Source organism: Oceanimonas marisflavi, from assembly GCF_003049725.1.
GTDB classification, from domain to species: domain Bacteria; phylum Pseudomonadota; class Gammaproteobacteria; order Enterobacterales; family Aeromonadaceae; genus Oceanimonas; species Oceanimonas marisflavi.
In genome coordinates this window covers 40,346-62,456 of sequence record NZ_QAGM01000004.1, presented here as the reverse complement: position 1 = coordinate 62,456, position 22,111 = coordinate 40,346, and the positions used below count along the sequence as shown (strand labels likewise).

The 22,111-nt window shown below is 61.3% G+C and carries 22 protein-coding genes and 1 riboswitch; of the genes, 7 read left to right on the top strand and 15 right to left on the bottom strand.

The window, feature by feature from the left end; genetic code table 11:
- The first annotated feature begins 15 nt into the window (after window positions 1-15).
- The 3 genes from glnL (at window position 16) to add (ending at window position 3,903) form a co-directional block, all read left to right on the top strand.
- The gene (glnL, locus tag DA373_RS03885) at window positions 16-1,065 is read left to right on the top strand and encodes a nitrogen regulation protein NR(II) (protein WP_107851040.1); all 1,050 of its coding nucleotides are present in this window, start codon (window positions 16-18) and stop codon (window positions 1,063-1,065) included.
- Between the two features lie 9 nt (window positions 1,066-1,074).
- Window positions 1,075-2,523 (top strand): nitrogen regulation protein NR(I), encoded by a 1,449-nt coding sequence (gene glnG / locus DA373_RS03880; RefSeq protein ID WP_107851039.1) that lies wholly within the window; start codon window positions 1,075-1,077, stop codon window positions 2,521-2,523.
- 375 nt (window positions 2,524-2,898) lie between these two features.
- Window positions 2,899-3,903, top strand: coding sequence for an adenosine deaminase (gene add / locus DA373_RS03875; protein ID WP_107851038.1), 1,005 nt, complete (start codon window positions 2,899-2,901; stop codon window positions 3,901-3,903).
- Window positions 3,904-4,080: 177 nt separating this feature from the next.
- Here the strand turns inward: add and hemN are convergent, their stop codons facing one another.
- The 5 genes from hemN to DA373_RS03850 are packed head-to-tail and all read right to left on the bottom strand — an operon-like array spanning window position 4,081 to window position 7,789.
- Window positions 4,081-5,448 (bottom strand): oxygen-independent coproporphyrinogen III oxidase, encoded by a 1,368-nt coding sequence (gene hemN / locus DA373_RS03870; RefSeq protein WP_107851037.1) that lies wholly within the window; start codon window positions 5,446-5,448, stop codon window positions 4,081-4,083.
- Between the two features lie 14 nt (window positions 5,449-5,462).
- Complete coding sequence (locus DA373_RS03865) at window positions 5,463-5,921, bottom strand: DUF2489 domain-containing protein (RefSeq protein WP_107851036.1); 459 nt, start codon at window positions 5,919-5,921, stop codon at window positions 5,463-5,465.
- The gene (gene yihI, locus DA373_RS03860) at window positions 5,918-6,472 is read right to left on the bottom strand and encodes a Der GTPase-activating protein YihI (protein ID WP_107851035.1); all 555 of its coding nucleotides are present in this window, start codon (window positions 6,470-6,472) and stop codon (window positions 5,918-5,920) included. Before yihI ends, DA373_RS03865 begins: the two co-directional genes overlap by 4 nt.
- Entirely contained in the window at window positions 6,469-7,128 is a 660-nt protein-coding gene (locus DA373_RS03855) for a class I SAM-dependent methyltransferase (protein ID WP_107851034.1), read from the bottom strand. Before DA373_RS03855 ends, yihI begins: the two co-directional genes overlap by 4 nt.
- A gap of 43 nt (window positions 7,129-7,171) precedes the next feature.
- Window positions 7,172-7,789, bottom strand: a complete 618-nt coding sequence (locus DA373_RS03850; protein ID WP_107851033.1) for a c-type cytochrome — start codon at window positions 7,787-7,789, stop codon at window positions 7,172-7,174.
- Between the two features lie 142 nt (window positions 7,790-7,931).
- On the opposite strand from DA373_RS03850, the gene yihA reads away from it, so the two are divergent.
- A complete protein-coding gene (gene yihA / locus DA373_RS03845) occupies window positions 7,932-8,570 on the top strand; it encodes a ribosome biogenesis GTP-binding protein YihA/YsxC (RefSeq protein WP_107851032.1) in 639 nt (212 codons plus the stop codon).
- Window positions 8,570-9,259 (top strand): 16S rRNA pseudouridine(516) synthase RsuA, encoded by a 690-nt coding sequence (rsuA, locus tag DA373_RS03840; RefSeq protein ID WP_107851031.1) that lies wholly within the window; start codon window positions 8,570-8,572, stop codon window positions 9,257-9,259. Before yihA ends, rsuA begins: the two co-directional genes overlap by 1 nt.
- Window positions 9,260-9,289: 30 nt before the next feature.
- Here the strand turns inward: rsuA and DA373_RS03835 are convergent, their stop codons facing one another.
- Together DA373_RS03835 and DA373_RS03830 are read right to left on the bottom strand one after the other, a co-directional pair.
- Complete coding sequence (locus tag DA373_RS03835) at window positions 9,290-10,822, bottom strand: GAF domain-containing sensor histidine kinase (RefSeq protein WP_107851030.1); 1,533 nt, start codon at window positions 10,820-10,822, stop codon at window positions 9,290-9,292.
- Window positions 10,819-12,594: a sensor histidine kinase gene (locus tag DA373_RS03830; RefSeq protein WP_198650230.1), complete on the bottom strand. Its 1,776-nt coding sequence runs from the start codon at window positions 12,592-12,594 to the stop codon at window positions 10,819-10,821. Before DA373_RS03830 ends, DA373_RS03835 begins: the two co-directional genes overlap by 4 nt.
- A gap of 140 nt (window positions 12,595-12,734) precedes the next feature.
- Between DA373_RS03830 and DA373_RS03825 the strand changes: the two genes are divergently transcribed.
- Both DA373_RS03825 and DA373_RS03820 read left to right on the top strand, forming a co-directional pair.
- Window positions 12,735-14,390 (top strand): GGDEF domain-containing protein, encoded by a 1,656-nt coding sequence (locus tag DA373_RS03825; RefSeq protein WP_107851028.1) that lies wholly within the window; start codon window positions 12,735-12,737, stop codon window positions 14,388-14,390.
- 9 nt (window positions 14,391-14,399) lie between these two features.
- Window positions 14,400-15,197, top strand: a complete 798-nt coding sequence (locus tag DA373_RS03820) for a response regulator (protein WP_107851027.1) — start codon at window positions 14,400-14,402, stop codon at window positions 15,195-15,197.
- Window positions 15,198-15,224: 27 nt separating this feature from the next.
- Here the strand turns inward: DA373_RS03820 and mnhG are convergent, their stop codons facing one another.
- From mnhG to thiD, 8 genes are all read right to left on the bottom strand, one after another.
- Window positions 15,225-15,599 (bottom strand): monovalent cation/H(+) antiporter subunit G, encoded by a 375-nt coding sequence (gene mnhG, locus DA373_RS03815; RefSeq protein ID WP_198650229.1) that lies wholly within the window; start codon window positions 15,597-15,599, stop codon window positions 15,225-15,227.
- A complete protein-coding gene (locus DA373_RS03810) occupies window positions 15,589-15,864 on the bottom strand; it encodes a monovalent cation/H+ antiporter complex subunit F (RefSeq protein ID WP_107851026.1) in 276 nt (91 codons plus the stop codon). The genes mnhG and DA373_RS03810 overlap by 11 nt, the downstream gene beginning before the upstream one ends.
- A 3-nt stretch (window positions 15,865-15,867) precedes the next feature.
- Window positions 15,868-16,341, bottom strand: a complete 474-nt coding sequence (locus DA373_RS03805; protein ID WP_107851025.1) for a Na+/H+ antiporter subunit E — start codon at window positions 16,339-16,341, stop codon at window positions 15,868-15,870.
- The gene (locus DA373_RS03800) at window positions 16,338-17,840 is read right to left on the bottom strand and encodes a Na+/H+ antiporter subunit D (RefSeq protein WP_107851024.1); all 1,503 of its coding nucleotides are present in this window, start codon (window positions 17,838-17,840) and stop codon (window positions 16,338-16,340) included. The genes DA373_RS03805 and DA373_RS03800 overlap by 4 nt, the downstream gene beginning before the upstream one ends.
- Complete coding sequence (locus DA373_RS03795; RefSeq protein ID WP_107851023.1) at window positions 17,837-18,184, bottom strand: Na+/H+ antiporter subunit C; 348 nt, start codon at window positions 18,182-18,184, stop codon at window positions 17,837-17,839. The genes DA373_RS03800 and DA373_RS03795 overlap by 4 nt, the downstream gene beginning before the upstream one ends.
- The gene (locus tag DA373_RS03790) at window positions 18,185-18,613 is read right to left on the bottom strand and encodes a Na+/H+ antiporter subunit B (RefSeq protein ID WP_107851022.1); all 429 of its coding nucleotides are present in this window, start codon (window positions 18,611-18,613) and stop codon (window positions 18,185-18,187) included. It lies immediately after the preceding gene.
- Window positions 18,613-20,910, bottom strand: a complete 2,298-nt coding sequence (locus tag DA373_RS03785) for a putative monovalent cation/H+ antiporter subunit A (RefSeq protein WP_107851021.1) — start codon at window positions 20,908-20,910, stop codon at window positions 18,613-18,615. The genes DA373_RS03790 and DA373_RS03785 overlap by 1 nt, the downstream gene beginning before the upstream one ends.
- A gap of 199 nt (window positions 20,911-21,109) precedes the next feature.
- A complete protein-coding gene (gene thiD / locus DA373_RS03780; RefSeq protein WP_107851020.1) occupies window positions 21,110-21,916 on the bottom strand; it encodes a bifunctional hydroxymethylpyrimidine kinase/phosphomethylpyrimidine kinase in 807 nt (268 codons plus the stop codon).
- Between the two features lie 40 nt (window positions 21,917-21,956).
- Window positions 21,957-22,057, bottom strand: a riboswitch (TPP riboswitch).
- Between the last annotated feature and the right edge of the window lie 54 nt (window positions 22,058-22,111).

The window sequence follows — 22,111 nt, the reverse complement described above, 5'->3', positions numbered from 1 at the left end:
ACCAAGGACACGCGTGTGAAAAACCGGATCAGCATTCAGACCATTATCGACAGCCAGCTCACGGCGGTGCTGGTGGTGGATGGAGACATGGTCGTGCACTTTGCCAATACCGCCGCCGAACAGCTGCTCACCCTGAGCAAGCGACGGCTGCAGGAGGCCCGGCTGGACCAGGTAATGGAGGACATTTCCCTCGATATGCGCCGCATTCAGCGCTGTATCGAGCTGGAACAGAGCTTTACCAACAGCGAGGTGCAGGTGACCATCGATGGCCTGCCCCGCTGGCTGGACGTGAGCGTGACCGCCTTTACTCTGGACAAGCGTACCCTGGCGCTGATGGAGCTACGGCTTATCGATCAGCAGAAGAAGATCAGCCAGGAACTGCAACAGCGGGCCCAGCAACAGGCGGCCCGGGAGCTGGTGCGCGGCCTGGCCCACGAGATCAAGAATCCCCTCGGCGGCCTGAGAGGCGCAGCCCAGTTGCTGGAACGGGAGCTGGAAAAGGAAGAACTCAAGGAATTCACTCACCTGATCATCGCTCAGGCCGACCGGCTGCGTAATCTGGTGGACCGGCTGCTCGGCCCGCAGCGCCCGGGCAAGCGCGAAGTGATCAACCTGCACTCGGTGCTGGAGCAGGTGCGCCGGCTGGTGAGCATGGACATGGCGCCCGGCATCAGCCTCAGTCGCGACTATGACCCCAGCATTCCCGATCTGGAAATGGATCCGGAGCAGCTGCAGCAGGCCTTTCTCAATATGGTGCGCAACGCCGTGGAAGCACTGGGGGATCACGGTCATATCACCATTCGCACCCGCACCGCCTTTCAGGTCATGCTGCAGGGCAAACGCTACCGGCTGGCCGCCGAAGTACGCATTACCGACGACGGCCCGGGCATTCCCGCCGCCCTGCACGACACCCTGTTCTACCCCATGGTCACCGGCAAGGACGGCGGCACCGGGCTGGGGCTGTCCATCGCCCAGGAGCTTATCCACCAGCATCAGGGCCGCATTGAGTGCCAGAGCCGTCCGGGCCATACCGAATTTATTATTTATCTGCCGCTACGACGATAGGAGCATTTTATGGCTGAACTGATTTGGGTCGTCGACGACGACAGCTCCATTCGCTGGGTACTGGAACGGGCCCTGGCTCAGGCCGGGTTTCGCAGCCGAAGCTTTGAAGACGGTGAAAGCGTACTGGAGGCCCTGGCCGAGACACACCCCGCCGTAGTGGTCTCCGATATTCGCATGGGCGGTATGGACGGCCTCACTCTGCTGAAGGCCATTCATCAGCGCGCCCCCGAGCTGCCGGTGATCATCATGACCGCCCACTCGGATCTGGACAGCGCGGTCAATGCCTACCAGCGCGGCGCCTTTGAATACCTGCCCAAGCCCTTTGATATCGACGATGCCGTGGCGCTGGTGCAGCGGGCCGTGGCCTTTGTAAAGGAAAGCCGGCGCAAGGCGCCGGGAGCCCAACCGGAAGTGGTACGCACCCCGGAGATCATCGGCGAGGCGCCGGCCATGCAGGAAGTGTTTCGCGCCATCGGCCGGCTGGCCCGCTCGTCCATTTCGGTGCTGATCAATGGCCAGAGCGGCACCGGCAAGGAGCTGGTGGCTCATGCCCTGCACAAGCACAGCCCGCGGGCCGAGCAACCCTTTATCGCCCTTAATATGGCGGCCATTCCCAAGGATTTAATCGAATCTGAGCTGTTCGGCCACGAAAAGGGCGCCTTTACCGGTGCCAATAACGTGCGCCGGGGCCGCTTTGAGCAGGCCGACGGCGGCACCCTGTTTCTGGACGAGATTGGCGATATGCCCCTGGACATTCAGACCCGGCTGTTGCGGGTGCTGGCCGATGGTCAGTTCTACCGGGTGGGGGGCCATCAGCCCATCAAGGTGGACGTGCGCATTATTGCCGCCACCCACCAGGATCTGGAGAAAAAGGTGGCCGACGGCGATTTTCGCGAAGATCTGTTCCACCGACTCAACGTGATCCGGGTGCACATGCCGGCGCTCAGGGAGCGGCGGGAAGACATTCCCAAACTGGCCCGCCACTTTCTGGGCCTGGCCGCCCGGGAACTGGGTGTGGATGCCAAAACCCTGCACGCCGACACTCAGGACCTGCTGCAGCAGCTGCCCTGGCCCGGCAACGTACGTCAGCTGGAAAACGTCTGCCGCTGGCTAACCGTGATGGCCTCGGGTCAGGAGGTGCTGGTCTCCGATCTGCCCCCCGAGCTGCTGAAACGGGATTCCGGGATCAAGCCGGAGCCGGCCGCTGCCGCCGGCCAGCCCCAGGACTGGCGCCAGGCGCTGAAACACTGGGCCAGCGGCGAACTGGCCCGGGGGCGCAAGGATCTGCTGTCTGAAGCATTGCCCGAGTTCGAGCGCATTCTGCTCGACTGCGCCCTGACCCAGAGCCAGGGCCACAAACAGGAGGCCGCCCGGCTGCTGGGCTGGGGCCGCAATACCCTGACCCGCAAGCTGAAGGAGCTGCAGCCGGAAGAAGCAGACACAAAAAGTGCGCCCTAGTCACAAAGATGATCGTTTGCAGAGCCGTGCTCTATCGTTGGCCAAAGCACACTGCTTCCCCGGCACGCCGTAAACCCATCCATGGGGGCTCCGTCGCGCCATCCATGGCGCAAAGGGCACGGCGAAGCAGACGCCCTTTGTCCTCCTCGGTATGCTCGGCGCTGACTGAAAGCTTGCAGACAACGCCGATGTTGCACGAAGCAGCAGTGGGGATTGCCGTAGCCGACCATAAAATGCCAGGGATGGCATTTTCGAGCGTTACATGGAGGTACTTGTAGCGTGTCGGCGTAGCGCAACCGCACTGATGCTTCGCGTTGCGCCTTCTTGGCCACAAAGGAGTAAGCTTTACGGTGTCATTCTTACACTGGAGTTTTCATGATCGACCCCAGCCTGCCTCTGCTCGACCTGCACCGTCATCTGGACGGCAATATTCGTCCGGCCACCATACTGGAGCTGGGCCGGGCCTTTGGCCTGTCCCTGCCCGCCGATACCCTGAGCGAACTGCTGCCTCATGTGCGAGTGCAGGGCAATACGCCGGATCTGCTGTCGTTTCTGGCCAAACTCGACTGGGGCGTAAAGGTACTGGGTAACTACGATGCCTGCCGCCGGGTGGCCTATGAAAACGTGGAAGATCTGTGTAATGAAGGCATCGATTATGCCGAGCTGCGCTTCAGCCCCGGCTATATGGCCATGAACCACGGCCTTGAAGCCGAAGGGGTGGTGGAAGCGGTGATCGACGGCATCGCCGCCGGCAGCCGGGATTTTGGCGTGCCGATGAAACTCATCGGCATCATGAGCCGCACCTTTGGTGAAGCCGCCTGTGAACGGGAGCTTAATGCCTGCCTGGCCCATGCCAACAAGCTGGTGGCCATGGATCTGGCCGGAGACGAGGCCGGCTTTCCCGGCGAGCTGTTCACCGGGCACTTTCGCCGGGTACGGGAGGCAGGATTACAGGTCACCGTGCATGCCGGCGAAGCCGCCGGCAGCGCCAGCGTGTGGCAGGCGGTACGGGAGCTGGGCGCCGGCCGCATCGGCCACGGCGTGCGCGCGGTGGAAGACGAGGCGCTGCTCGATTACCTGGCCGAACAGGGCATTGGCATCGAGTCCTGCCTCACCTCCAACCTGCAGACCAGCACGGTCACCGATCTGACTCATCACCCCGTTCACCGCTTTCTGCAAAAAGGCATTCCCGTCTGCCTGAACACCGACGACCCGGCGGTGGAAGGCATAGAGCTGCGCCACGAATACACCACCGCCGCCGAAGCCGCCGGCCTCACTCCGCAGCAGACTTATCGATGTCAGGAAAACGCCCTCAATATGGCGTTTATCAGCCCGGAAGAACGGGCCTCATTACTGCTGGCCTGTGCCGAGCGGAAATGACCAGCCCGGGGAATGGGGAATGGGGAATGGGGAATGGGGAATTATCTCGTTCCCACGCTCTGCGTGGGAATGCATACCGGAATAAACTGAAGGCGCATATATACACTCCCACGCAGGAGCGTGGGAGTGAGAGGCGGTTCGGGCAACCATTCCCTGCTCCCCAATCCCTGTCGTTAATCAAATGACTCGCGAGAACTGCTGGCGGCGGGCCTGCTTGCGGGAGTGCACATCAAAGCACATGCAGATATTGCGGATCAGCAGCCGGCCCTTGGGGGTTACACGAATGGCACCGGTTTCACGCACCACCAGGCCGTCGTCCACAAAGGTCTGCAACAGCTGCAGATCCTCGGCGAAGTAGTGTTCAAACTCGATGCCGTACTGCCGCTCAAGGGGCGCGAAGTCGAGTTCGAAGTTACAGATCAGGGTCTTGATCAGATCCCGGCGCAGGCAGTCGTCTTCGTTCAGGGCATAGCCCACGCTCTGGGCATGGCCCAGTTCGTCGAGCCGGGCGTAATACTGCTTCAGATCCTTGTGGTTCTGGGAGTAGGCGTCGCCGATCATGCTGATGGACGATACCCCCAGTCCCAGCAGATCGCAGTCGCCCTGAGTGGTGTAGCCCTGAAAGTTGCGGTGCAGCTCGCCATTGCGCTGAGCCTGCGCCAGGCTGTCGTCGGGCAGGGCGAAATGATCCATGCCGATAAACTGGTAGCCCTGACCGGTGAGGTAGCGAATGCTGTCCTGCAGCATGGCAAGCTTGACTGCCGGCGCCGGCATGTCCTCGTCCTTCAGCTTGCGCTGGGCGGAAAAGCGGCTGGGCAGATGGGCATAGTTGAACACCGACAGCCGGGCCGGCTTCATCGCCACCACCTGCTCCAGAGTGTGGTGAAAGCTCTCTTTGGTCTGCAGCGGCAGGCCGTAGATCAGATCCAGATTGGTGGACTCAAAGCCCAGCTCGGCGGCCCGCGCCACCAGAGCCCTGATAAAGTCGTTGTCCTGCTCCCGGTTAACGATGCGCTGCACGTCCTTGTTAAAGTCCTGCACTCCCAGGCTGATGCGGTTGAAGCCTTCCGCCTTGAGCACGTCGAGCAGGTCCAGCTCGATGCGGCGGGGATCGATTTCAATGCTGAACTCGCCGCTTTCGGCAAAATGAAAATGCTTGCGCAGCAGACCGTTCAGCCGCTGAATTTGCGGCGCGGTCAGAAAGGTGGGCGTGCCGCCACCCCAGTGCAGCTGGGTTACGGTGCGGCCGGCAAAGCGCGGCGCCATGGTCTCGATTTCCCGCTCCAGGTAGTCGAGATAAATATCGGCCTTGCCCTGATGACGGGTGATCACCTTGTTGCAGCCGCAGTAATAGCAGAGCTTGTGGCAGAACGGAATGTGCACATAGAGCGATAATGGACGCTCAGGATAGCGGGCGGCGGCGGCATCGAACTCGGTCATGCCAAAGTCGCCGGTAAACTCGAGGGCGGTAGGATACGAGGTATACCGCGGCCCCGAGTAATTGTATTTTTCGATGAGGGTCTGATCCCACTCGATTGCTGACATTGTCTCCTCCCCGGTCAGCGACCGGGCAGTTCCAGACTGGCCAGGCGCTCGACCTCAATTTTAATGGTGGCTTCCAGCTCGCCTTCATGACCGGCCCGCTCCAGATCCTGGCGCATACGCTCGTTGCGCTTGAGCTGTTTGCGGGCATCGTGGGTCGGCAGCTCTTTCACTCTGTCATAGAGATCGTAGAGGCCGGGATAATCGGCGGCGAAATCCCTTGGCTGGTCAAACTGCAGGGCATTCAGCAGGTTGGTCAGGCGGATGGCCCCTTCCGACAAATTGCACTGATCATCCCGCACCGCCATGGCGATGGTGCGCACACTGTCGAGAATGCGCTGGTTGCGTTTGGCGATGGCCTGACGCCGCACTTGTGTCTGCCGGCGCAGCTTCGCCAGCAGCATGCCCGCATACACGGCCAGACCCGCTATGATGACGCCGCCCGCCAGGGCGGCCATCAGCCAGGGTGAGATCATGACTTGTCTTCCTCCTCCCGGTATTGAGCAGGATCAAGCTCGGCGTCCATAAAGCGGTCCCAGAGGTCATCGCCGTCCTGAGATTCGTCATCCTCTTCCTCGTCCAGCAGGCCGAGCTGCTCCAGCAGCTGCTGATGGCGGGCCAGGGTACGGTCGAGCCAGGCCTTGTCTTCCTTGCCGAGCTTGTCGCCTTCTTCCACTCTGTCCAGCAGGGCGTTCAGGCGTTCGTCGTTCTCAAGCGCTTCAAGCTCCTGCTCCGGCGTGAGCTTGTTCGCCTTGACAGACGGCCTGGCTCTGACGGCGGCCACAGTGTCACGGGCAGCGTCTTCCTGCACCAGAGCGACCGGCTTGCGTGAGCCCAGGCGCGGGTCCTTGGGTGCCTTTTGCACTCCACCGCCCTTGTTATCACCGCCCACATTGTGGCGCGAGCCCGGGTTAAGGCCCTTTCGTTTTGCCTTGCGCTTGCGTTCCCTGCCCTGCTCGGCGGTTTCCCGGTTTTCCTTGCGGGCACCGATACGACCCGGGGTACGGGCCTTCTTGATACGTGTCATAGCGACTCCGGTTTGTGCAGAAGAATAACGTCGGCACCGATAAACTCGATGCCGAGCCCGTCCCGTTCTGCCAGCCACATAAAGGTGTCGCGGCTGAAAAAGCAGACATGGGTGGGATCCTGTTTATAGTGCCAGGAGGCAAAGGCCGCCTGGTCCCGGGCCAGCTTGGTCATCAGTCCCAGCCAGCCACCGGGCCGGAGCATGGCCAGCAATTGCTGCCACTCCCGCCCGGGATGATAAAAGTGCTCAATGGCTTCGGTACAGGTTACAAAATCATACTGACGCTGCAACCGCCCGGGATAATCCGCATAGTAAGGATCATAGGTGGTCACCATAAAACCGGCTTCATTGAGCATGGCCGCCAGCGCCGGACCAGGCCCGCAACCAAAATCCAGCCCCTCACTGCCCGGCGCCAGCCGCGCCGCAAGCGGCTCAGCCAGCCGGCTCAGAAAACGCCGGTAGCCCGCATCATGAGCATCGTTCTGGTGCAGATCATACTCGGCCTTTTCCGCCGCCTGGGCCAGTCGCTGACCAGGCTCCACAAAGATCAGCCGGCACCGGGCACAACGATGGTAACGGCGGCGATCCTGGTGAAACAGTGCATGGTCGGGAGCGTGGCAGAGGGGGCAGTGCAGAGCGGGCAAACAAGAAGACATCAACAAACCAGAAAAATGAGGGGCCGGATGGCCCCTGAATCAATCAGTGCAGACCAGCCACATACTGGGACAGCACGGCAATATCGTCGTCGGTCAGTTTGGTGGCGATGCCACGCATCATGCCGTTGGGATCATTGTTGCGCTCGCCGCTGCGGAACATTTCCAGCTGGGCCTTGATGTAGGCCGGGTGCTGGCCGGACAGGCCGGGGAACTTGGCGGACTCCAGACCCTCGCCGCGAGGACCGTGACAGGCGATACAGGCGGTAATGCCGCGCTCGATGTCACCACCCTGATACAGGGCCGCGCCACGCTCAATCACCTCTTCGGATACCGCAACCGGGGTGATGGCCTGGCTGGCGTAGTAGGCAGCCAGATCGGCCATGTCCTGCTCGGACAGCGGCATGGCCATGCCACCCATGATAGCATTGGCACGACCGGTGCCGCCGGTGGCAGCGGCCTTGAACTCGGCCAGCTGCTTCTCAATGTAGGAAGCGTGCTGACCGGCCAGCTTGGGATACATGTCGGCCGGGCTGTTGCCATCGGCACCGTGGCAGGCTGCGCAGGCGGCGGATTTGGCCTTACCGGCTTCGACGTCGCCCTGGGCCTGTGCGGTACCGGCCACTCCGAGCATTAAGGCTAGCGTGAAAACAATTTTTTTCATGACGTTCCGACTTCTCGTAGTTAGAGCTTCCAGATCACATACCTGCAAGGGCATGTTACAATGCGACTTAAAAAACCGCACTATTCTACACAATTTTGCCAGAAAGTAATCAGGGTGGCTTCATAACCTCGGGGAATTCACATTGCACAACAACAAGATAAACTTTAACGCCGCCCGCTTTATTACCAGCGCGCCCAACATACGGCAGATGCCGTCCGACACCGGCGTTGAGATCGCCTTTGCCGGCCGCTCCAACGCCGGAAAATCCTCTGCGCTGAACACAATTACCCAGCAGAAATCCCTGGCCCGCACCAGTAAGACTCCGGGCCGCACCCAGCTGATCAACGTGTTCGAGCTGAGCGAAGGCAAACGCCTGATCGACCTGCCCGGCTACGGCTACGCCAAGGTGCCGGAAGAAATGAAGCTGAAGTGGCAGGAGGCGCTGTCGGAATACCTGCAGCAGCGCGACAGCCTCAAGGGACTGGTGGTGCTGATGGACATTCGCCATCCGCTGAAGGACATCGATCAGCAGCTGCTGCAATGGGCCAGCGACTGCGAGCTGCCGGTGCTGGCGCTGCTGACCAAGTGCGACAAGCTGAAATCCGGCGCCCGCAAGGCCGAAGTGCTCAGAGTGCGCGAAGCCGTGGCCATCTTTGGCGGCAACATTCGGGTCGAGGCCTTCAGCTCCCTCAAGGGCCTGGGCGTGGATCAGGCCAAGGAAGTGCTGACCGAATGGCTGCTGCAGGACGACGAGCTCAACATAGAGGGCGAGCCCGCCTGATGCGCCTGGATCGCTTTTTGTGTGAGACCACCGGCCTGACCCGCTCCCTGGCCAAAAAGGCCCTGTCCCGGGGCGAGGTCACGGTGAACGGCGAGGTGGTCAAAAAGGGCGATATCAAAATCGGTGAGCAGCAGGTGTGCCTGGCAGGCCGTCTGCTGAGTCTGCAGCCGACCCGTTACCTGATGCTGCACAAGCCACCGGGCTATATCAGCGCCACTCAGGACGAGGTGCACCCCTGCGTGCTGCAACTGCTGCCGCCCGGGCTGGGGGCCGGCCTGCAGTGCGCCGGCCGGCTCGATGTGGACACCACCGGCCTGCTGCTGCTCACCGACGACGGCCAGTGGTCACACCGGCTGCGCTCACCCAAACGGGCCTGCCCCAAGACCTACCGGGTGGATCTGGCCGAGCCGCTGGCCGCCGGCACCGCCGAGCGTTTTGCCGAAGGCGTGCTGCTGAACGGCGAGGACAAGGCCACCCTGCCCGCCACTCTGGAAGTGATCAGCCCCACTCAGGTGCTGCTGACCATACAGGAAGGCAAATACCATCAGGTAAAGCGCATGTTCGCCGCCGTGGGCAACCGGGTTACCGCCCTGCACCGGCTGCAGATCGGCGAAATCCTGCTGGATGATTCCCTGACCGAAGGAGAGTGGCGACACCTGACGCAGGAAGAAGTGGCGTCGGTTGGGTGAGGCGTGAGGCGTCCCCTCACTTCTTTCCCCTCACTCCTCACCGGCCGCGGGAATATCCAGCCAGAAGCAGGCGCCTTCCCCTTCTTTTGATTCAAAACCCACGGCGCCGCCCATGCGCTCCATCAGCTCTTGAGTGATCGCCAGGCCCAGTCCGGTGCCGCCTTTTGGCCGGGTGTCGGAACTGTCGGCCTGAGCAAACTTTTCAAAAACCCGCGTCCGGAAGCTCTCGGGTATGCCTTCGCCCCGATCCTGCACCAGCACCCGCCAGCTGCCCTGACCGGCGGGCTCGGTATAGATATCGACCCGGCCGTGATCGGGTGAAAACTTGACTGCGTTAGATACCAGGTTGGCCAGCGCCTGCAGCAGCCGGTCCCGATCCACCCGCACTCGCACCGGCGCCGGCGGCTCGCCCAGCACCAGCTCCACGCCCCTGTCCTCGCCCAGCGGGCGATGGCATTCCACCGCCTCGTGCAACAGGCCGGCCAGATCGTGTGCCTGCACATCAAAGTGCATCTTGCCCGCCACCAGCTTTTCCATATCGAGCAAATCATTAATCAGCAAATTAAGCCGGCGGCTGTTGTTGCTGGCCACTTCCACCAGCTTCGCAATGGGCGGAGCAAGCTCACCCATGGCTCCCTGCGCCAGCAATCCCAGAGATCCGGTAATGGCGGTAAGCGGTGTGCGCAACTCGTGGCTGACGGTAGACACAAACTCCTTCTGCATGCGCTCCACCTTTTTCAGCTCGGTAATGTCCTCCATCAGCGTCCACACCAGCGGTTGCCCGCCCACATCCCGAATCAGCATACCCTGCTGACGCACCGGAAGAGCGGAGCCATCACGGCGTATCAGCTTCTTTTCAAAGGGCCCATAACGGCCATGCCGCGCCAGGGTGGCCCCGGCCTCGTTATCAGCCTCCACATATTCCGATGGCGTCAGATCAGACAGACTCAAACCTGACAGCTCGGCCTTGTCATAACCGGTGGCGTCCAGCAGGGCCTGGTTCACATCGAGAATACGACCACTTTGTGCATCACTCAGGACAATCGCGATGGACGACAGCTCAAACAGCCCCTCCAGGCGCTGCCGGCACATCAGCTCTTCCACACAGTCGGCCAGCGTGCGCAACAGCTCTGTGTCTTTATGCCCGAAGCGGCGGGGGCGGCTGTCGATCACACACAGGGTTCCAACGCGGTAGCCCTCCTGACTGTGCAGGGGGGCGCCGGCATAGAAGCGAATGTGGGGTGCCTGGGTGACCAGGGGATTATCGATAAAACGTTCATCCCTGAGCGTGTCTTCCACCACAAAAACCCGGCTGTCGAGAATGGCGTGGCCGCAAAAGGAAATGTCACGGCCGGTCTCGCAGACATTCAGCCCCTGGGCCGACTTGAACCACTGGCGATCACTGTCCACCAGTGATATCAGGGCAATTTCCACGCCAAAGCTTTGCCGGGCGATACGGGTCAGCCGGTCAAAGCGCGCTTCGGGAGGCGTATCCAGCAGGCCGGTTCGTTGCAATGCCTGCAGTCGCAGTGATTCATCAACAGGAAAAACAGGTGTTTTCATGACTGGACTCCCCTTCCGCTGGGCAACTCAATCCACAGGTGCGCCCCGCTCCGATTATAAAAACCGATTTGTCCGCCCATCAGCTCCACCAGCTCCTTGCAGATGGCCAGCCCCAGCCCGGTGCCCTGCACCGCCCGCATGGTGCCATGCTCCGCCTGAGCAAAGCGATCAAACAGCCGATCGGCAAAGTCCTCGGGAATGCCCTCGCCCTGATCACTGACGGTCAGTCGCAGCCGATCCGGCTGTGGTTGTTCAACCGACACAGTCACCAGGCCATTTTCGGGAGAGAATTTGATGGCATTGCTGATCAGGTTGTCCAGCAGCTGGCGTATGCGCAGCGGGTCCAGCACCACCGGCAGAGGCGCACCCAGCGCGTTGTGCAGCGTCACCTCGTGAGCCTCTGCCATGGGCGTGTTGCCGGCAATGGCATCGTCAATCAGCCGGTTCAGGCAGCAGTCCACCGGCACCAGCTCCAGCTTGCCGGCCCTGAGCTTGCTGAAGTCCAGCAGCTCGTTGATCAGATGCTGCAGCCGTTCACCGTTACGCAGAGCCAGTGCAACCAGCTCGCCGGTTTTTTCCGGCACCGGGCCGGTCACCCCTGAATGCACCAGTCGCAGCGCACCATTGATGGAAGTGAGCGGCGTGCGCAGCTCGTGACTGACCACGGCCACAAAGTCATCCTTGACCCGGCTCAACGCCCGGCGTTCGGCAGTCAGCCGGTTAAAGGCCCGGGCCAGACTGATCAGCTCGGGCACGCCGCTTTCCGGCAAGGGCTGATCACTGCCGGCCTCGTTCGCCATGCCCCGAATACGCCGGGTCATGGTTTCAAGCGGCCGCAGTGCCCCCCAGGCCAGCCAGAAGGCAATCAGAGCCAGTGCTGCGCCGATCACCAGGCTGATGCCGGCAACGCGCGTAAAAAACGCCCGCGCCGGGGCGACGACCTGCTCATAGGGCAAGGCACGAACAAACACCCAGCCCAGCTGCTGCAGGTGGGTACTGGCATAAACCCGGCGCTTGTCGCCATCCCGCTCAATGACGCCCAGTCGTTTGCCTGACAGCACCGCATCAATCAGGGCATTTTCACCGGGCTCCGGCAAGGGTTCCAGCTTGCTCGACAGCTCCTGGCCGTTATACACATATACCCGGTGTTCGGTATCCAGTATCTTGAAGCCCACACCTTCACGCCTTGCCTCGGCCAGCCGCTGCTCGGGCAATATGGAGGTGGTGGCCAGATTAATCACACCGCCCAGCATGCCCAGCAAATCACCGTCACCGGAGAGAATGGGACTCACAAACACAAGGAGAGGCATGCCGGTGGTACGCCCGATAATGGGATGGCTGATCACCGATTTACGAGTACGTTGCAGGGTTTTGAAATAATCCCGGTCGGCATAACTGGTCCCCAGCCGTCCGGGCACGGTGACGGTTTCCACTATGGCGGTCGCATTGGCATCAAACACCATAAGGCCATCGGGAAAAAGTTGCTGCAGCAATGGGTGGCGCGCCAGACGGGCCTGCAGTCCGGCCACCGAATACAGACTGATGCCGTTGGACAGCGAGGGAGCCAGCATTTCCAGCGCATGCTGGCGAAAGACCAGACTCTGCTCTACCTCCTCGGCGGCGCGCACGGTTGCATTGAACTGGCGCTGGCTGTAAAGCTGTTCAAAGTCATCCACCAGTGAGTGGTAAGCCGTAGCCAGCACCCCCAGCACGGTGAGCAGGGCGCCGGTCAATATGATCAGTGCAATCCGTCCCTTAAGCGATAATCCCATGCGGCCTCTTTCTGATGTGTTGTCGGGCTGATAACGGCACCGACATACTGGTCCCACACAGGACTTTATCAGCATATACTGGGGGGAACTACGCAGAACGGGTTCATATGAATTCCACCCGACACCTCTGGGAGCCAATAATGTCTGACACCGACACGCTGGATCAACAACTTGCCCGGCTGCGGGAACGGTTTACCGAGCGCACGCTGAACCAGATTCAGAAAAAAATTCACCAGCTGAGCGCCTGGCAACCGGGAGAGCCTCACCAGCCACTGCTGGAAGCCCTCGCCCAGTTGCTGCACCGGCTGGCGGGGTCGTCCGGCACTTTTGGCCTGACGGAGCTGGGGCGGCAAGCCGCCGAGCAGGAACGCACGCTCAAGACGTGCCTGGACGGAGAGATACTCACCGGCGGTCAGATTGCCAGTCTGGTCGATTGGGCAAGGCGTGACCTGGCAGCATTGGCCGTGCTGCTGCAAGCATCGTCGCAGCCGGCAGCGGCTTCGCCTTCCACTTCCGGTTTAGCTGCCGGCAACGACTGTGAACTGCTGGTACTGGGCAGCGGACTGAGTGCCCTGGCGGGCACTCTCCGTCATTACGGCTTCAAGCTGGCTGAAGCCACTGACGCCGGAATTCTGCAAAGCTCGGACTGGCACGACAGCCTGATTATTCTCACCGACCAAGAGCAGCTGCCGCCACTGATCCAGTGGAACCAGCAGCAGGCCGCCACAGCCGGCAAAAAGCCGGCCTCCGTGCTCTGCGCCGGTAATGGTGCCGATTTTTCCAGTCATTACCGGCTGGCGGAGCTGGGTGTGGATGGCCTGTTTGCCCTGCCGGCAGACATTCCCGAACTGGTAGAGCGCATAGAGCAGCTGCGCCAGGAGCGGTTGCCAGGCCACCGGGCAAGAGTGCTGCTGCTGGATGACGACCTGGAGCTGGCCGAGCACTGCCGTCTGGTGCTGTCCGGCGCCGGAATGAAAGTGCGCATACTGAATCACCCCGAGACCATGATGAATGTGCTCGCCGAATTCCGGCCCGATATTTTGCTGATGGATATTCACATGCCTCCCTGGTCGGGCACAACGCTGGCACGCATGATCCGCTTTACTCCCCAGTGGCTGAGCCTGCCGATTGTTTATCTGTCATCAGAGCTGGATCGGGATCGCCAGCTCAGCGCCCTGGCGCAGGGAGCCGACGAATTCATTACCAAACCCATCTCGGATGAACGACTGGTGCGTACCGTGAGTATTCTCTGCCACCGCGCCCGCCAGCTGTCACAGCTGCTGTCGAGCGATGGGCTGACCGGTCTGCTCAACCACCCTCATATCAAGCAGGCGCTGGCTCATGAGCACGCCCGGGTGCGCCGGACAGGCCACAATACCATGGTGGCCATGCTCGATCTGGATCACTTCAAACGGGTTAACGACAATCATGGCCACGCCACCGGGGACCAGGTGATCCGTACGCTGGCCCATCTGCTGAAGCGACGCCTGCGCACCACCGACAGCCTGGGTCGCTACGGCGGCGAAGAATTTGTGGCGATACTGCCCGACTGCGAACCGGAGCAGGCCCGCAAGCTGTTTGCGCATATTTGCCGTGACTTCGCCGCCCTCGACTTTCACGGGCCGGAACACTCGTTTCATGTCACCGTGAGCGTGGGGCTGGCGCGGCTCAACGATTTTACCACCGCAGAGCAGAGCCTGAATGCCGCCGATATCGCCATGTACGAGCGCAAACGAAGCGGACGCAACGGTGTTACCGACTATGCTGAAGTGCACAAGTCAGAATCAAATGAGTAGGGATGCCCGTTGAACATACTGTTGCTTGAAGACGATGAATTAATCGCCAGCCTGCTAGAGGCCGTACTGGCCGGCCTTGACGGTCATGCCCGGGTTTTCCGCACAACCACGCTGGCCGCCGCCAGCGCCGTCTGGCTGCAACAGGGCGCCGATCTTGTCTTGTGTGACTGGCATCTGCCCGATGGCTGCGGTCTGAAACTGCTCACTCTCGTTCGCCAGTCCGGCCGTAATACACCCGTGATCATCATCAGCGCAGAACCCGGACTGAGCGCCAGGCAGGCACTGCAGCTGGACATTGACGACTTTATTGCCAAGCCCTTTGACATCGCCACACTGCAGCAACGGCTGCAGCCTTTACTGACAGAAATCACCACCAACCCTGTTACCCACGCTTCACAGCAAGGACTACCTATGCCACAGAGCACCGACCCCAGACGCATTCTCTACGTGGAAGACGACGATGACATTCGCGAAATCGCCCGGCTGGCGCTGGAGTTCGTGGGAGAGTTTGAAGTGATGTTGTGCGCCTCGGGGGAAGACGCCGTGGCCGGCGCCGCCGCCTTTAACCCCGATATCATACTGCTGGACGTGATGATGCCGGGCATGGACGGCCCGTCCACCCTTACCGCCCTGCGCCGGCAACCGGCACTGAGCCATACCCCGGTGGCCTTTATGACCGCCAAGATCCAGCCTCAGGAAATTGCCGCCTACAAGGCCATGGGCGCCGTTGACGTGATCGCCAAACCCTTTGATCCCATGACCCTGCCCGAGCAGATTCGAAGCATCTGGCAAAACAGCCGGCAGTAGTCAGCATGACTGCAGGGGCACGCTACATCAGTCATCCCGCTTGCGGGCGGAGCTGCCGAGCTGATGGGTCTTGAGATCGTAGCGTTCCTTGATCACGTCCTTGACCGTGCCTTCCCACAGCCGAATCCCCACAAAGTAACCGGCCCGGGCCAGCACATGGGCCGCCACCGGCGCCGTCATGATCACGAACACCACCACCGCCAGCGCCCGCACCACTATGCTGACCTCGGGAAAATACACCGCAAAGCCACAGGCCATCAGTCCGGCCCCCAGGGCGCCGGCCTTGCTGGTGGCATGCATGCGGGTCAGCAGATCCGGCATGCGAATAATGCCAATGCCGGCCAGCAGCATCAGAAAAGAGCCCAGCAGCAAAAACAGGCTGGTAATGATTTCAGTCATCATCGCGCTGGCCCCCTTGCTCCAGGTAGCGGGCAAAGCCCACCGCCGCCATAAAGGAGGTCAGCGCCAGCACGATCACCACATCGATCAGCACCGGCGTATCATAGGCAATGCTGTACACCAGAATAAGTCCAATGGTCAGCGAGGCGATCAGTTCCAGCGCCACCACCCGATCCGGCAGGGTAGGCCCGATCAGCAGCCGCACCGTGGCCAGCACCAGACCCAGACTCAGAAAGATAAACGACAGGGTAAGAGCAAGTTCAAACATGGCTTATCCCAGCAAATCGATAACACGGGCCTCAAGGGCCTTGAACTCCGCCAGCTGGCGGGACTCGTCTTCCAGATACATCAGGTGCACATACAGCACCCGGCGATCGCTCGACACATCCAGGGTCAGGGAGCCCGGGGTGGCGGTGATCAGGTTGGCCAGTATGGTGATGCCGCCCTCGTCCTTCAGATCCAGTGGAATGGCGATCACCCCAGGCCGCATCAGATGGGTCGGGGTCAGCACGTCATAGGCCACCCTGGCATTGGACTTGATCAGATCCCAGATAAAAAACAGCACAAAGTTGACGATGCGCGGCGCCTTGCCGAAATAGCGGGCAAAGGTAGGCTTGTCCCGCCCCACGTAGGCCAGCACCAGGTAACTGAGCAGAATACCGATCACCAGATTGCTGATGGTATAGGTACCCGACAGCACCACCCAGGCCAGGGCCAGCAGCATGTTCCATCCAAAGGCTTTCATCGGTTTCCTCCCAGCACGGCATCAATGTAACCCGCCGGCGACAACAGCTGATCCGCCGTGGCCATGGCCAGCTGCACAAACCATTCGGCGCCAAAGCCGATGGTCAGGGTGATCAGCGCCAGGGCGGCGATGGGGGCATACAACACATAAAGATGCGGATCCTGCTGCCCCCGCAACGGCTTGGCATCCTCGGGCAGCCCTTTCCAGAACGCCTCGGCCCAGATCTTGACCATGGAATACAGGGTCAGCAGGCCCACGATCAGCGCCATGGCCACCATCAGCCAGTGGCCCTCGATCACACCGGCCTTGATCACCGTGAACTTGGCAAAAAAGCCCGACAGCGGCGGCAGCCCCGCCAGCGACATGGCCGGGATCATAAACAACGCCGCCAGCCAGGGAGCGGAGCGGTACAGCCCCCCCAGCTTCGCCAGATCATAACTGCCGTGATAGCGGTACATGACCCCGCTCACCAGAAACAGGTTGGTCTTTACGATAATGTGGTGAAAGATGTAGAACACGCCGCCAGCCACCGCCAATGGCGTAAACAGCGCCAGCCCCACCAGCATGTAGCCGATCTGACTGATGATGTGAAAGGACAGAATGCGCCGCACCTCAAACTGGGCCGCCGCCCCCAGCACCCCGGTGACCATGGTAAAGATGCCCATGGCCATCAGCACGGTGCCGTGGGTAAAGCCGGTGTCCTGCACGAAGATCAGGCTGAACACCCGGTACAGGGCATAGACCCCCACCTTGGTGAGCAGGCCGGCAAACACCGCCGAGATCGCCACCGGCGGGGTGTGGTAGGACGCCGGCAGCCAGAAAAACAGCGGAAAGGCCGCCGCCTTGATGCCAAAGGCCACCAGAAACAGCATGGCGATCACCGTCACCAGCCCGGACTGCTCGGGACCGTTCAGCTTCACCGCCAGATCCGCCATGTTCAGGGTTCCGGCATAGCCGTAGAGCAGGCCCACGGCGGTAAGGAACATGGCGGAGGAGATCAGGTTAAGGGTCACGTACTTGATCGCCCCTTCCATCTGGGCCCGCTCGCCCCCCAGTATCATCAGGCCAAATGAAGCGATCAGCAGGATCTCGAACCACACATAGAGGTTGAAGATATCCCCGGTGAGAAAGGCCCCGGCCACCCCCGCCAGCATCAGGTGCAGCAGCGGATAGTAACCAAAGGCCTCGTGGCTGCGGGTCATGGTGGCGAGGGAATAGACCGCCACCGCCAGGCCGATCACCCCGGTGACCACCACCATGATGGCGCTGAGCAGATCCGCCACCAGGGTAATGCCGTAAGGAGCGGGCCAGCTGCCCATCCAGGCCACCTGAATGCCGTCGTTCTGTACCTTGTGCAGCAGCACCAGAGAAGCGATAAACAGACCGGCCCCCGACAGCACGGAAATCCAGCGCTGTACCGTACGCCAGCGCCAGCAGGTGAGGCACAGGGCCCCGGCCAGCATGGGAATAAGAATGGGTATAATGACTTCTGCTTTCACGAGTCCGTGCTCTTCATTTCGTTAACATCGTCGGCGCCGATCACTTCATAGGCCCGGTGAATAAGCACCACCGCAAAGGCCAGCACCCCGAAGCTGATGACGATGGCGGTGAGGATCAGCGCCTGGGGAAGCGGGTCGGCAATGGTGCCCGCCGGCTGATACAGGCCTTCCGGGATCAGCGGCGGCGCGCCCCGCACCAGGCCACCGCTGGTAAAGATCAGCAGGTTGGCGGCGTTCGACAGAATAATCAGCCCGATCACCAGTTTGACCACGCTGCGCCTGAGCATCATAAACAGGGCGGTGGCGTACAGACCGCCCACCACAAAGGCAAACAGGTTTTCCATTTATTCCTCCACCTTGGCCAGGGACAGCATGATGGTGGTCACCACGCCGATCACCACCAGAAACACGCCGATATCAAAAAACAGCGGCGTGCTCAGCTTGAGCTCGCCGAGGCCCGGCACGTACAGACTCCACCACTGGCTGGACAGAAACGGCTGGCCCTTGAGCACCATGCCCACGGTGCCACTGACCAGCGCCAGCAACAGGCCGCAGCCCATCAGCAGCTGACTTTCTACCCCCATCAGCTTGCGGGTGCTGCTGGCGTCAAAGGCAAACAGGTGCAGGGCAAAGGCTCCGGACGCCACCAGGCCGGCGATAAAGCCGCCACCGGGCTCGTTATGGCCACGCAGCAGCAGAAACACCGCAAACAGAAACAGCAGCGGCACCAGAAAGCGGGTGGCGGTCTGCAGAATAAGCGACGAGCCGAACATTATCGGTAGTCCTCCCAGCGAAAGCGGATCATGGCGTTCACGCCGATGGCAGCCAGGGCCAGCACAAAGATCTCCCCAAGGGTGTCCAGGGCCCGGTAGTCCACCAGAATAACGTTGACGATATTGCGGCCGTGGGCCACTTCATAGCTGTTGGCCACCAGATAGTCGCTGATGCCTTCGCCCAGGGAAGACTGGTTCACGGTCAGCACCATCATGGCCACCAGCACCCCGAACACCCCGGCCACGGCGGCATCGCGCCAGCGGGTTTGAGTGCTGGACAGATCCTGAAAGCCGGGCAGACGGAACAGCACCAGCACCAGCAGGATCACCGTCAGGGTTTCCACCAGCACCTGGGTAATGGCCAGATCCGGCGCACTGAAGAACACATAGATCAGCGCCATGGCAAAACCCAGCACCCCCACCGCCGCCACCGAGCCCAGCCGCAAGTGAGTGGCGCTGGCATACACCACGGCCACCAGCATCAGCAGGCTGATCACCACCTCGTAAAAACGCACGTCCTCAAACGACAGCGAATACACAAAGGCATCGTGGGCCCAGAAGGCATACACCAGAAGGCCGATGGCGGTCAGCAGTATGGTCAGAATGTAGTTGGTCATATAGCCATTCTGCAGCAACCGGGTCTGCCAGTGGGCCAGCCGTACCAGACCATCCATCATTCTTTCATAGCCCCGTTCGGGGCCGTATGACAGCGGGTAAATGACCTTGCCCAGGGGCTGATGGATTCGGTCCCAGCCACGATACAGCAACGCACCGGCCATCAGGGCCGCCGCGCTGAACAACAGCGGCAAATTGATGCCGTGCCACAGCGCCAGATCCAGATCCGCCGCCGGCGCACCGCTGATGGCGGTGACCGCCGCCGCCAGCAGCGGCTCTGCCAGACCCGGCATCAGCCCCAGCACCAGGCTAAGGGCAGCCAGCGCGCTGAAGCCCAGCCGCATGGCGGCAGGCGCTTCATGCGGGGCTCTGGGGGTGGGTTTGAGCGCGCCAAAGAAGGGCTTGATGGCCACCAGAGCACTGGCGGCCACAATGCACACCGCGGTGATCATGGCCAGTGCCACCAGCAGCACCGACAGGGAGGATGCCCCCAGCGCCGCCTCAAACATCAGCTCCTTGGCAATAAAGCCGAACAGCGGCGGAATACCCGCCAGCGACAGCGCCGCCAGCCACAGAAACAGCGCGGTCTGGGGCATATGGGCACGCAGCCCGCCCAGCTCGCGCACATCCTTGCTGCCGGTGGCGTGATCCAGGGTGCCGGCGGCCATAAACAGGGCGCCCTTGTACAGGGCATGAGCCAGCAGAAACACCATGGCCGCCTTCAGCGCCACCGGGGTGCCGATGCCGATCAGCATGGTCAGGGTGCCCAGGGCCATGACGGTGGAAAAGGCCAGAATGCGCTTGAGATCCGTGCTGCACACCGACATCACCGCCCCCACCGTCATGGTCACGGCACCAAACAGTGACAGGGTCAGCAGCCAGGCGTCGCTGCCGGCCATCACCGGCTGCAGCCGGGCCATCAGAAACACCCCGGCCTTGACCATGGTGGCCGAGTGCAGATAGGCGCTCACCGGGGTGGGCGCGGCCATGGCGTTGGGCAGCCAGAAATGGAACGGGAACTGGGCCGACTTGGTAAAGCAGCCAGCCAGCACCAGCACCATCATCGGCACAAACAGCGGGTGCTGCTGCAACGCCGGCCCCTGCGCCAGCACCTCGGTGAGTTCAAAGCTGCCGGCCATCCAGCCCAGCATAATCAGCCCGGTCATCAGCGCCAGGCCACCGCCCATGGTGACAAACAGCCCCTGCAGTGCCGCCTTGCGGGCCTTTTCCTGCTCGTGGTTAAAACCGATCAGCAGGTAGGAGGTAATGCTGGTGAGCTCCCAGAATACAAACAGGCCGATAAGGTTGCTGCACAGCACCACCCCCAGCATGGCGCTCATAAAGGCCAGCAGGTACATCAGCAGCTTGTGCCTGTCCTTGTTGCCGTCGAGGTAGCGGCCGCCATAGATCAGAATAAAAGTGCCGATACCGGTGATCAGCAGGGCAAACATCAGGCTGAGACCGTCGAGCAGAAAGCTCAGGCTGACGTTAAGGCTGGGAATCCAGTCGTAGTGAAAACTAACCCCCTCGCCGCCGGTGATCCGGGACCAGAAACTGGCAAAATAGCCAAACAGCGCGGCCGGCAGCAACGCCAGGCACCAGCCGATATGTCTGCCCAGCAGCGGGCTCAGACGCGGCACCAATGCGGCCAGAATAAAACCTGCCAGAACGGCAACAAGCATACGCAAGACTCCTTTCAATGCCCCTTGAAGGGCGTCAGGATCGGCGAAAATAAAGGAGAGACTCTTTAGAGCAGACTATAGCAGTGAAGTAATTGGATTAACTATCAGGGAGTTAATCCATTTTTTATTGATTATTGGCGCAGGAATACTACAAGCCGCCCCGGCCGGACGCAAGCGGGCCGGGGCAATAACCGCCGGATCAACGGGCGAAGAAATGCTCCACCGGACCCCGGCCCTGACCGATTTTCAAGTGAGCACCGGCCTCGATCGCCTTCTCGATATAATGCTTGGCCGAGGCCACCGCCAGCTCCAGCGAGAGCCCTTGGGCCAGGTAGGACGCCAGCGCGCCGGACAGGGTGCAGCCGGTGCCGTGGGTGTTGGTGGTGATCACCCTCGGGGTGTCAAAACAACGCAGCTCGTCACCGTGCAACAGCCAGTCGGGGCTGCGGGGCTCCTGCTGCAGAAAACCGCCCTTGAGCAGCACGGCCCGGCAGTCCAGTTCGCTCAGCGCCGCAATCAGCGGCTCTATTTCCCGCAGCGAGGCCGGCACCGGTCGTTCTGTCAGGCAGGCGGCTTCCGGCAGATTGGGGGTGATCACGTCCGCCAGGGGCAACAGTCGCTGCTTGAGGCTTTGCACCGCTTCCGGCGCCAGCAACATATCGCCGTTGGCGCTGACCATCACAGGATCCACCACCAGGTGCTGCGGCCGGTATTTTTCCAGGGCGTCGGCCACCGTATTGATGGTGTCGGCGTCCCCCAGCATGCCCACCTTGACCGCCGCCACCGGCAGATCGCTGAACACGGCATCGAGCTGGGCACGAATAATATCCTGGGGCACAGGGTGCACCGCAGATACACCACGGGTGTTCTGGGCGGTGATGGCGGTGATCACCGAGCAGGCGTAACCACCGGTGGCGGAAATGGCCTTGATGTCGGCCTGAACGCCGGCGCCGCCGCCGCTGTCGGATCCGGCAATGGAAAGAATAATGGCTTTGCTGCTGTGCATGTCCTTATGGTCCTCTCTGGGCGCAGAAACCATCAAGGCCATCTTTCAGCCACCGGTTCCCTGCGCCAGTATTAGCTGGATCAGGTTCAACGGGTTCGGCGTGATGCCGTCTCAGCCATCAGGGCTCCCCGACCAATGGGCCGATGATACCCAGCCCTATTCTCAAATGCCAGAGTGAGCACGGACGGGTGTGCA

Bases quoted from the DNA above. Each gene is read 5' to 3' on its own strand.
- DA373_RS03810 (WP_107851026.1), bottom strand. From the start codon at position 15,864: ATGTTTGAACTTGCTCTTACCCTGTCGTTTATCTTTCTGAGTCTGGGT.
- DA373_RS03830 (WP_198650230.1), bottom strand. From the start codon at position 12,594: ATGGGATTATCGCTTAAGGGACGGATTGCACTGATCATATTGACCGGC.
- glnG (WP_107851039.1), top strand. From the start codon at position 1,075: ATGGCTGAACTGATTTGGGTCGTCGACGACGACAGCTCCATTCGCTGG.
- hemN (WP_107851037.1), bottom strand. From the start codon at position 5,448: ATGTCAGCAATCGAGTGGGATCAGACCCTCATCGAAAAATACAATTAC.
- DA373_RS03825 (WP_107851028.1), top strand. From the start codon at position 12,735: ATGTCTGACACCGACACGCTGGATCAACAACTTGCCCGGCTGCGGGAA.
- mnhG (WP_198650229.1), bottom strand. From the start codon at position 15,599: ATGATGACTGAAATCATTACCAGCCTGTTTTTGCTGCTGGGCTCTTTT.
- rsuA (WP_107851031.1), top strand. From the start codon at position 8,570: ATGCGCCTGGATCGCTTTTTGTGTGAGACCACCGGCCTGACCCGCTCC.
- DA373_RS03855 (WP_107851034.1), bottom strand. From the start codon at position 7,128: ATGTCTTCTTGTTTGCCCGCTCTGCACTGCCCCCTCTGCCACGCTCCC.
- DA373_RS03805 (WP_107851025.1), bottom strand. From the start codon at position 16,341: ATGAAAGCCTTTGGATGGAACATGCTGCTGGCCCTGGCCTGGGTGGTG.
- DA373_RS03850 (WP_107851033.1), bottom strand. From the start codon at position 7,789: ATGAAAAAAATTGTTTTCACGCTAGCCTTAATGCTCGGAGTGGCCGGT.
- DA373_RS03790 (WP_107851022.1), bottom strand. From the start codon at position 18,613: ATGTTCGGCTCGTCGCTTATTCTGCAGACCGCCACCCGCTTTCTGGTG.
- thiD (WP_107851020.1), bottom strand. From the start codon at position 21,916: ATGCACAGCAGCAAAGCCATTATTCTTTCCATTGCCGGATCCGACAGC.
- DA373_RS03865 (WP_107851036.1), bottom strand. From the start codon at position 5,921: ATGATCTCACCCTGGCTGATGGCCGCCCTGGCGGGCGGCGTCATCATA.
- DA373_RS03785 (WP_107851021.1), bottom strand. From the start codon at position 20,910: ATGCTTGTTGCCGTTCTGGCAGGTTTTATTCTGGCCGCATTGGTGCCG.
- DA373_RS03835 (WP_107851030.1), bottom strand. From the start codon at position 10,822: ATGAAAACACCTGTTTTTCCTGTTGATGAATCACTGCGACTGCAGGCA.
- add (WP_107851038.1), top strand. From the start codon at position 2,899: ATGATCGACCCCAGCCTGCCTCTGCTCGACCTGCACCGTCATCTGGAC.
- DA373_RS03795 (WP_107851023.1), bottom strand. From the start codon at position 18,184: ATGGAAAACCTGTTTGCCTTTGTGGTGGGCGGTCTGTACGCCACCGCC.
- yihI (WP_107851035.1), bottom strand. From the start codon at position 6,472: ATGACACGTATCAAGAAGGCCCGTACCCCGGGTCGTATCGGTGCCCGC.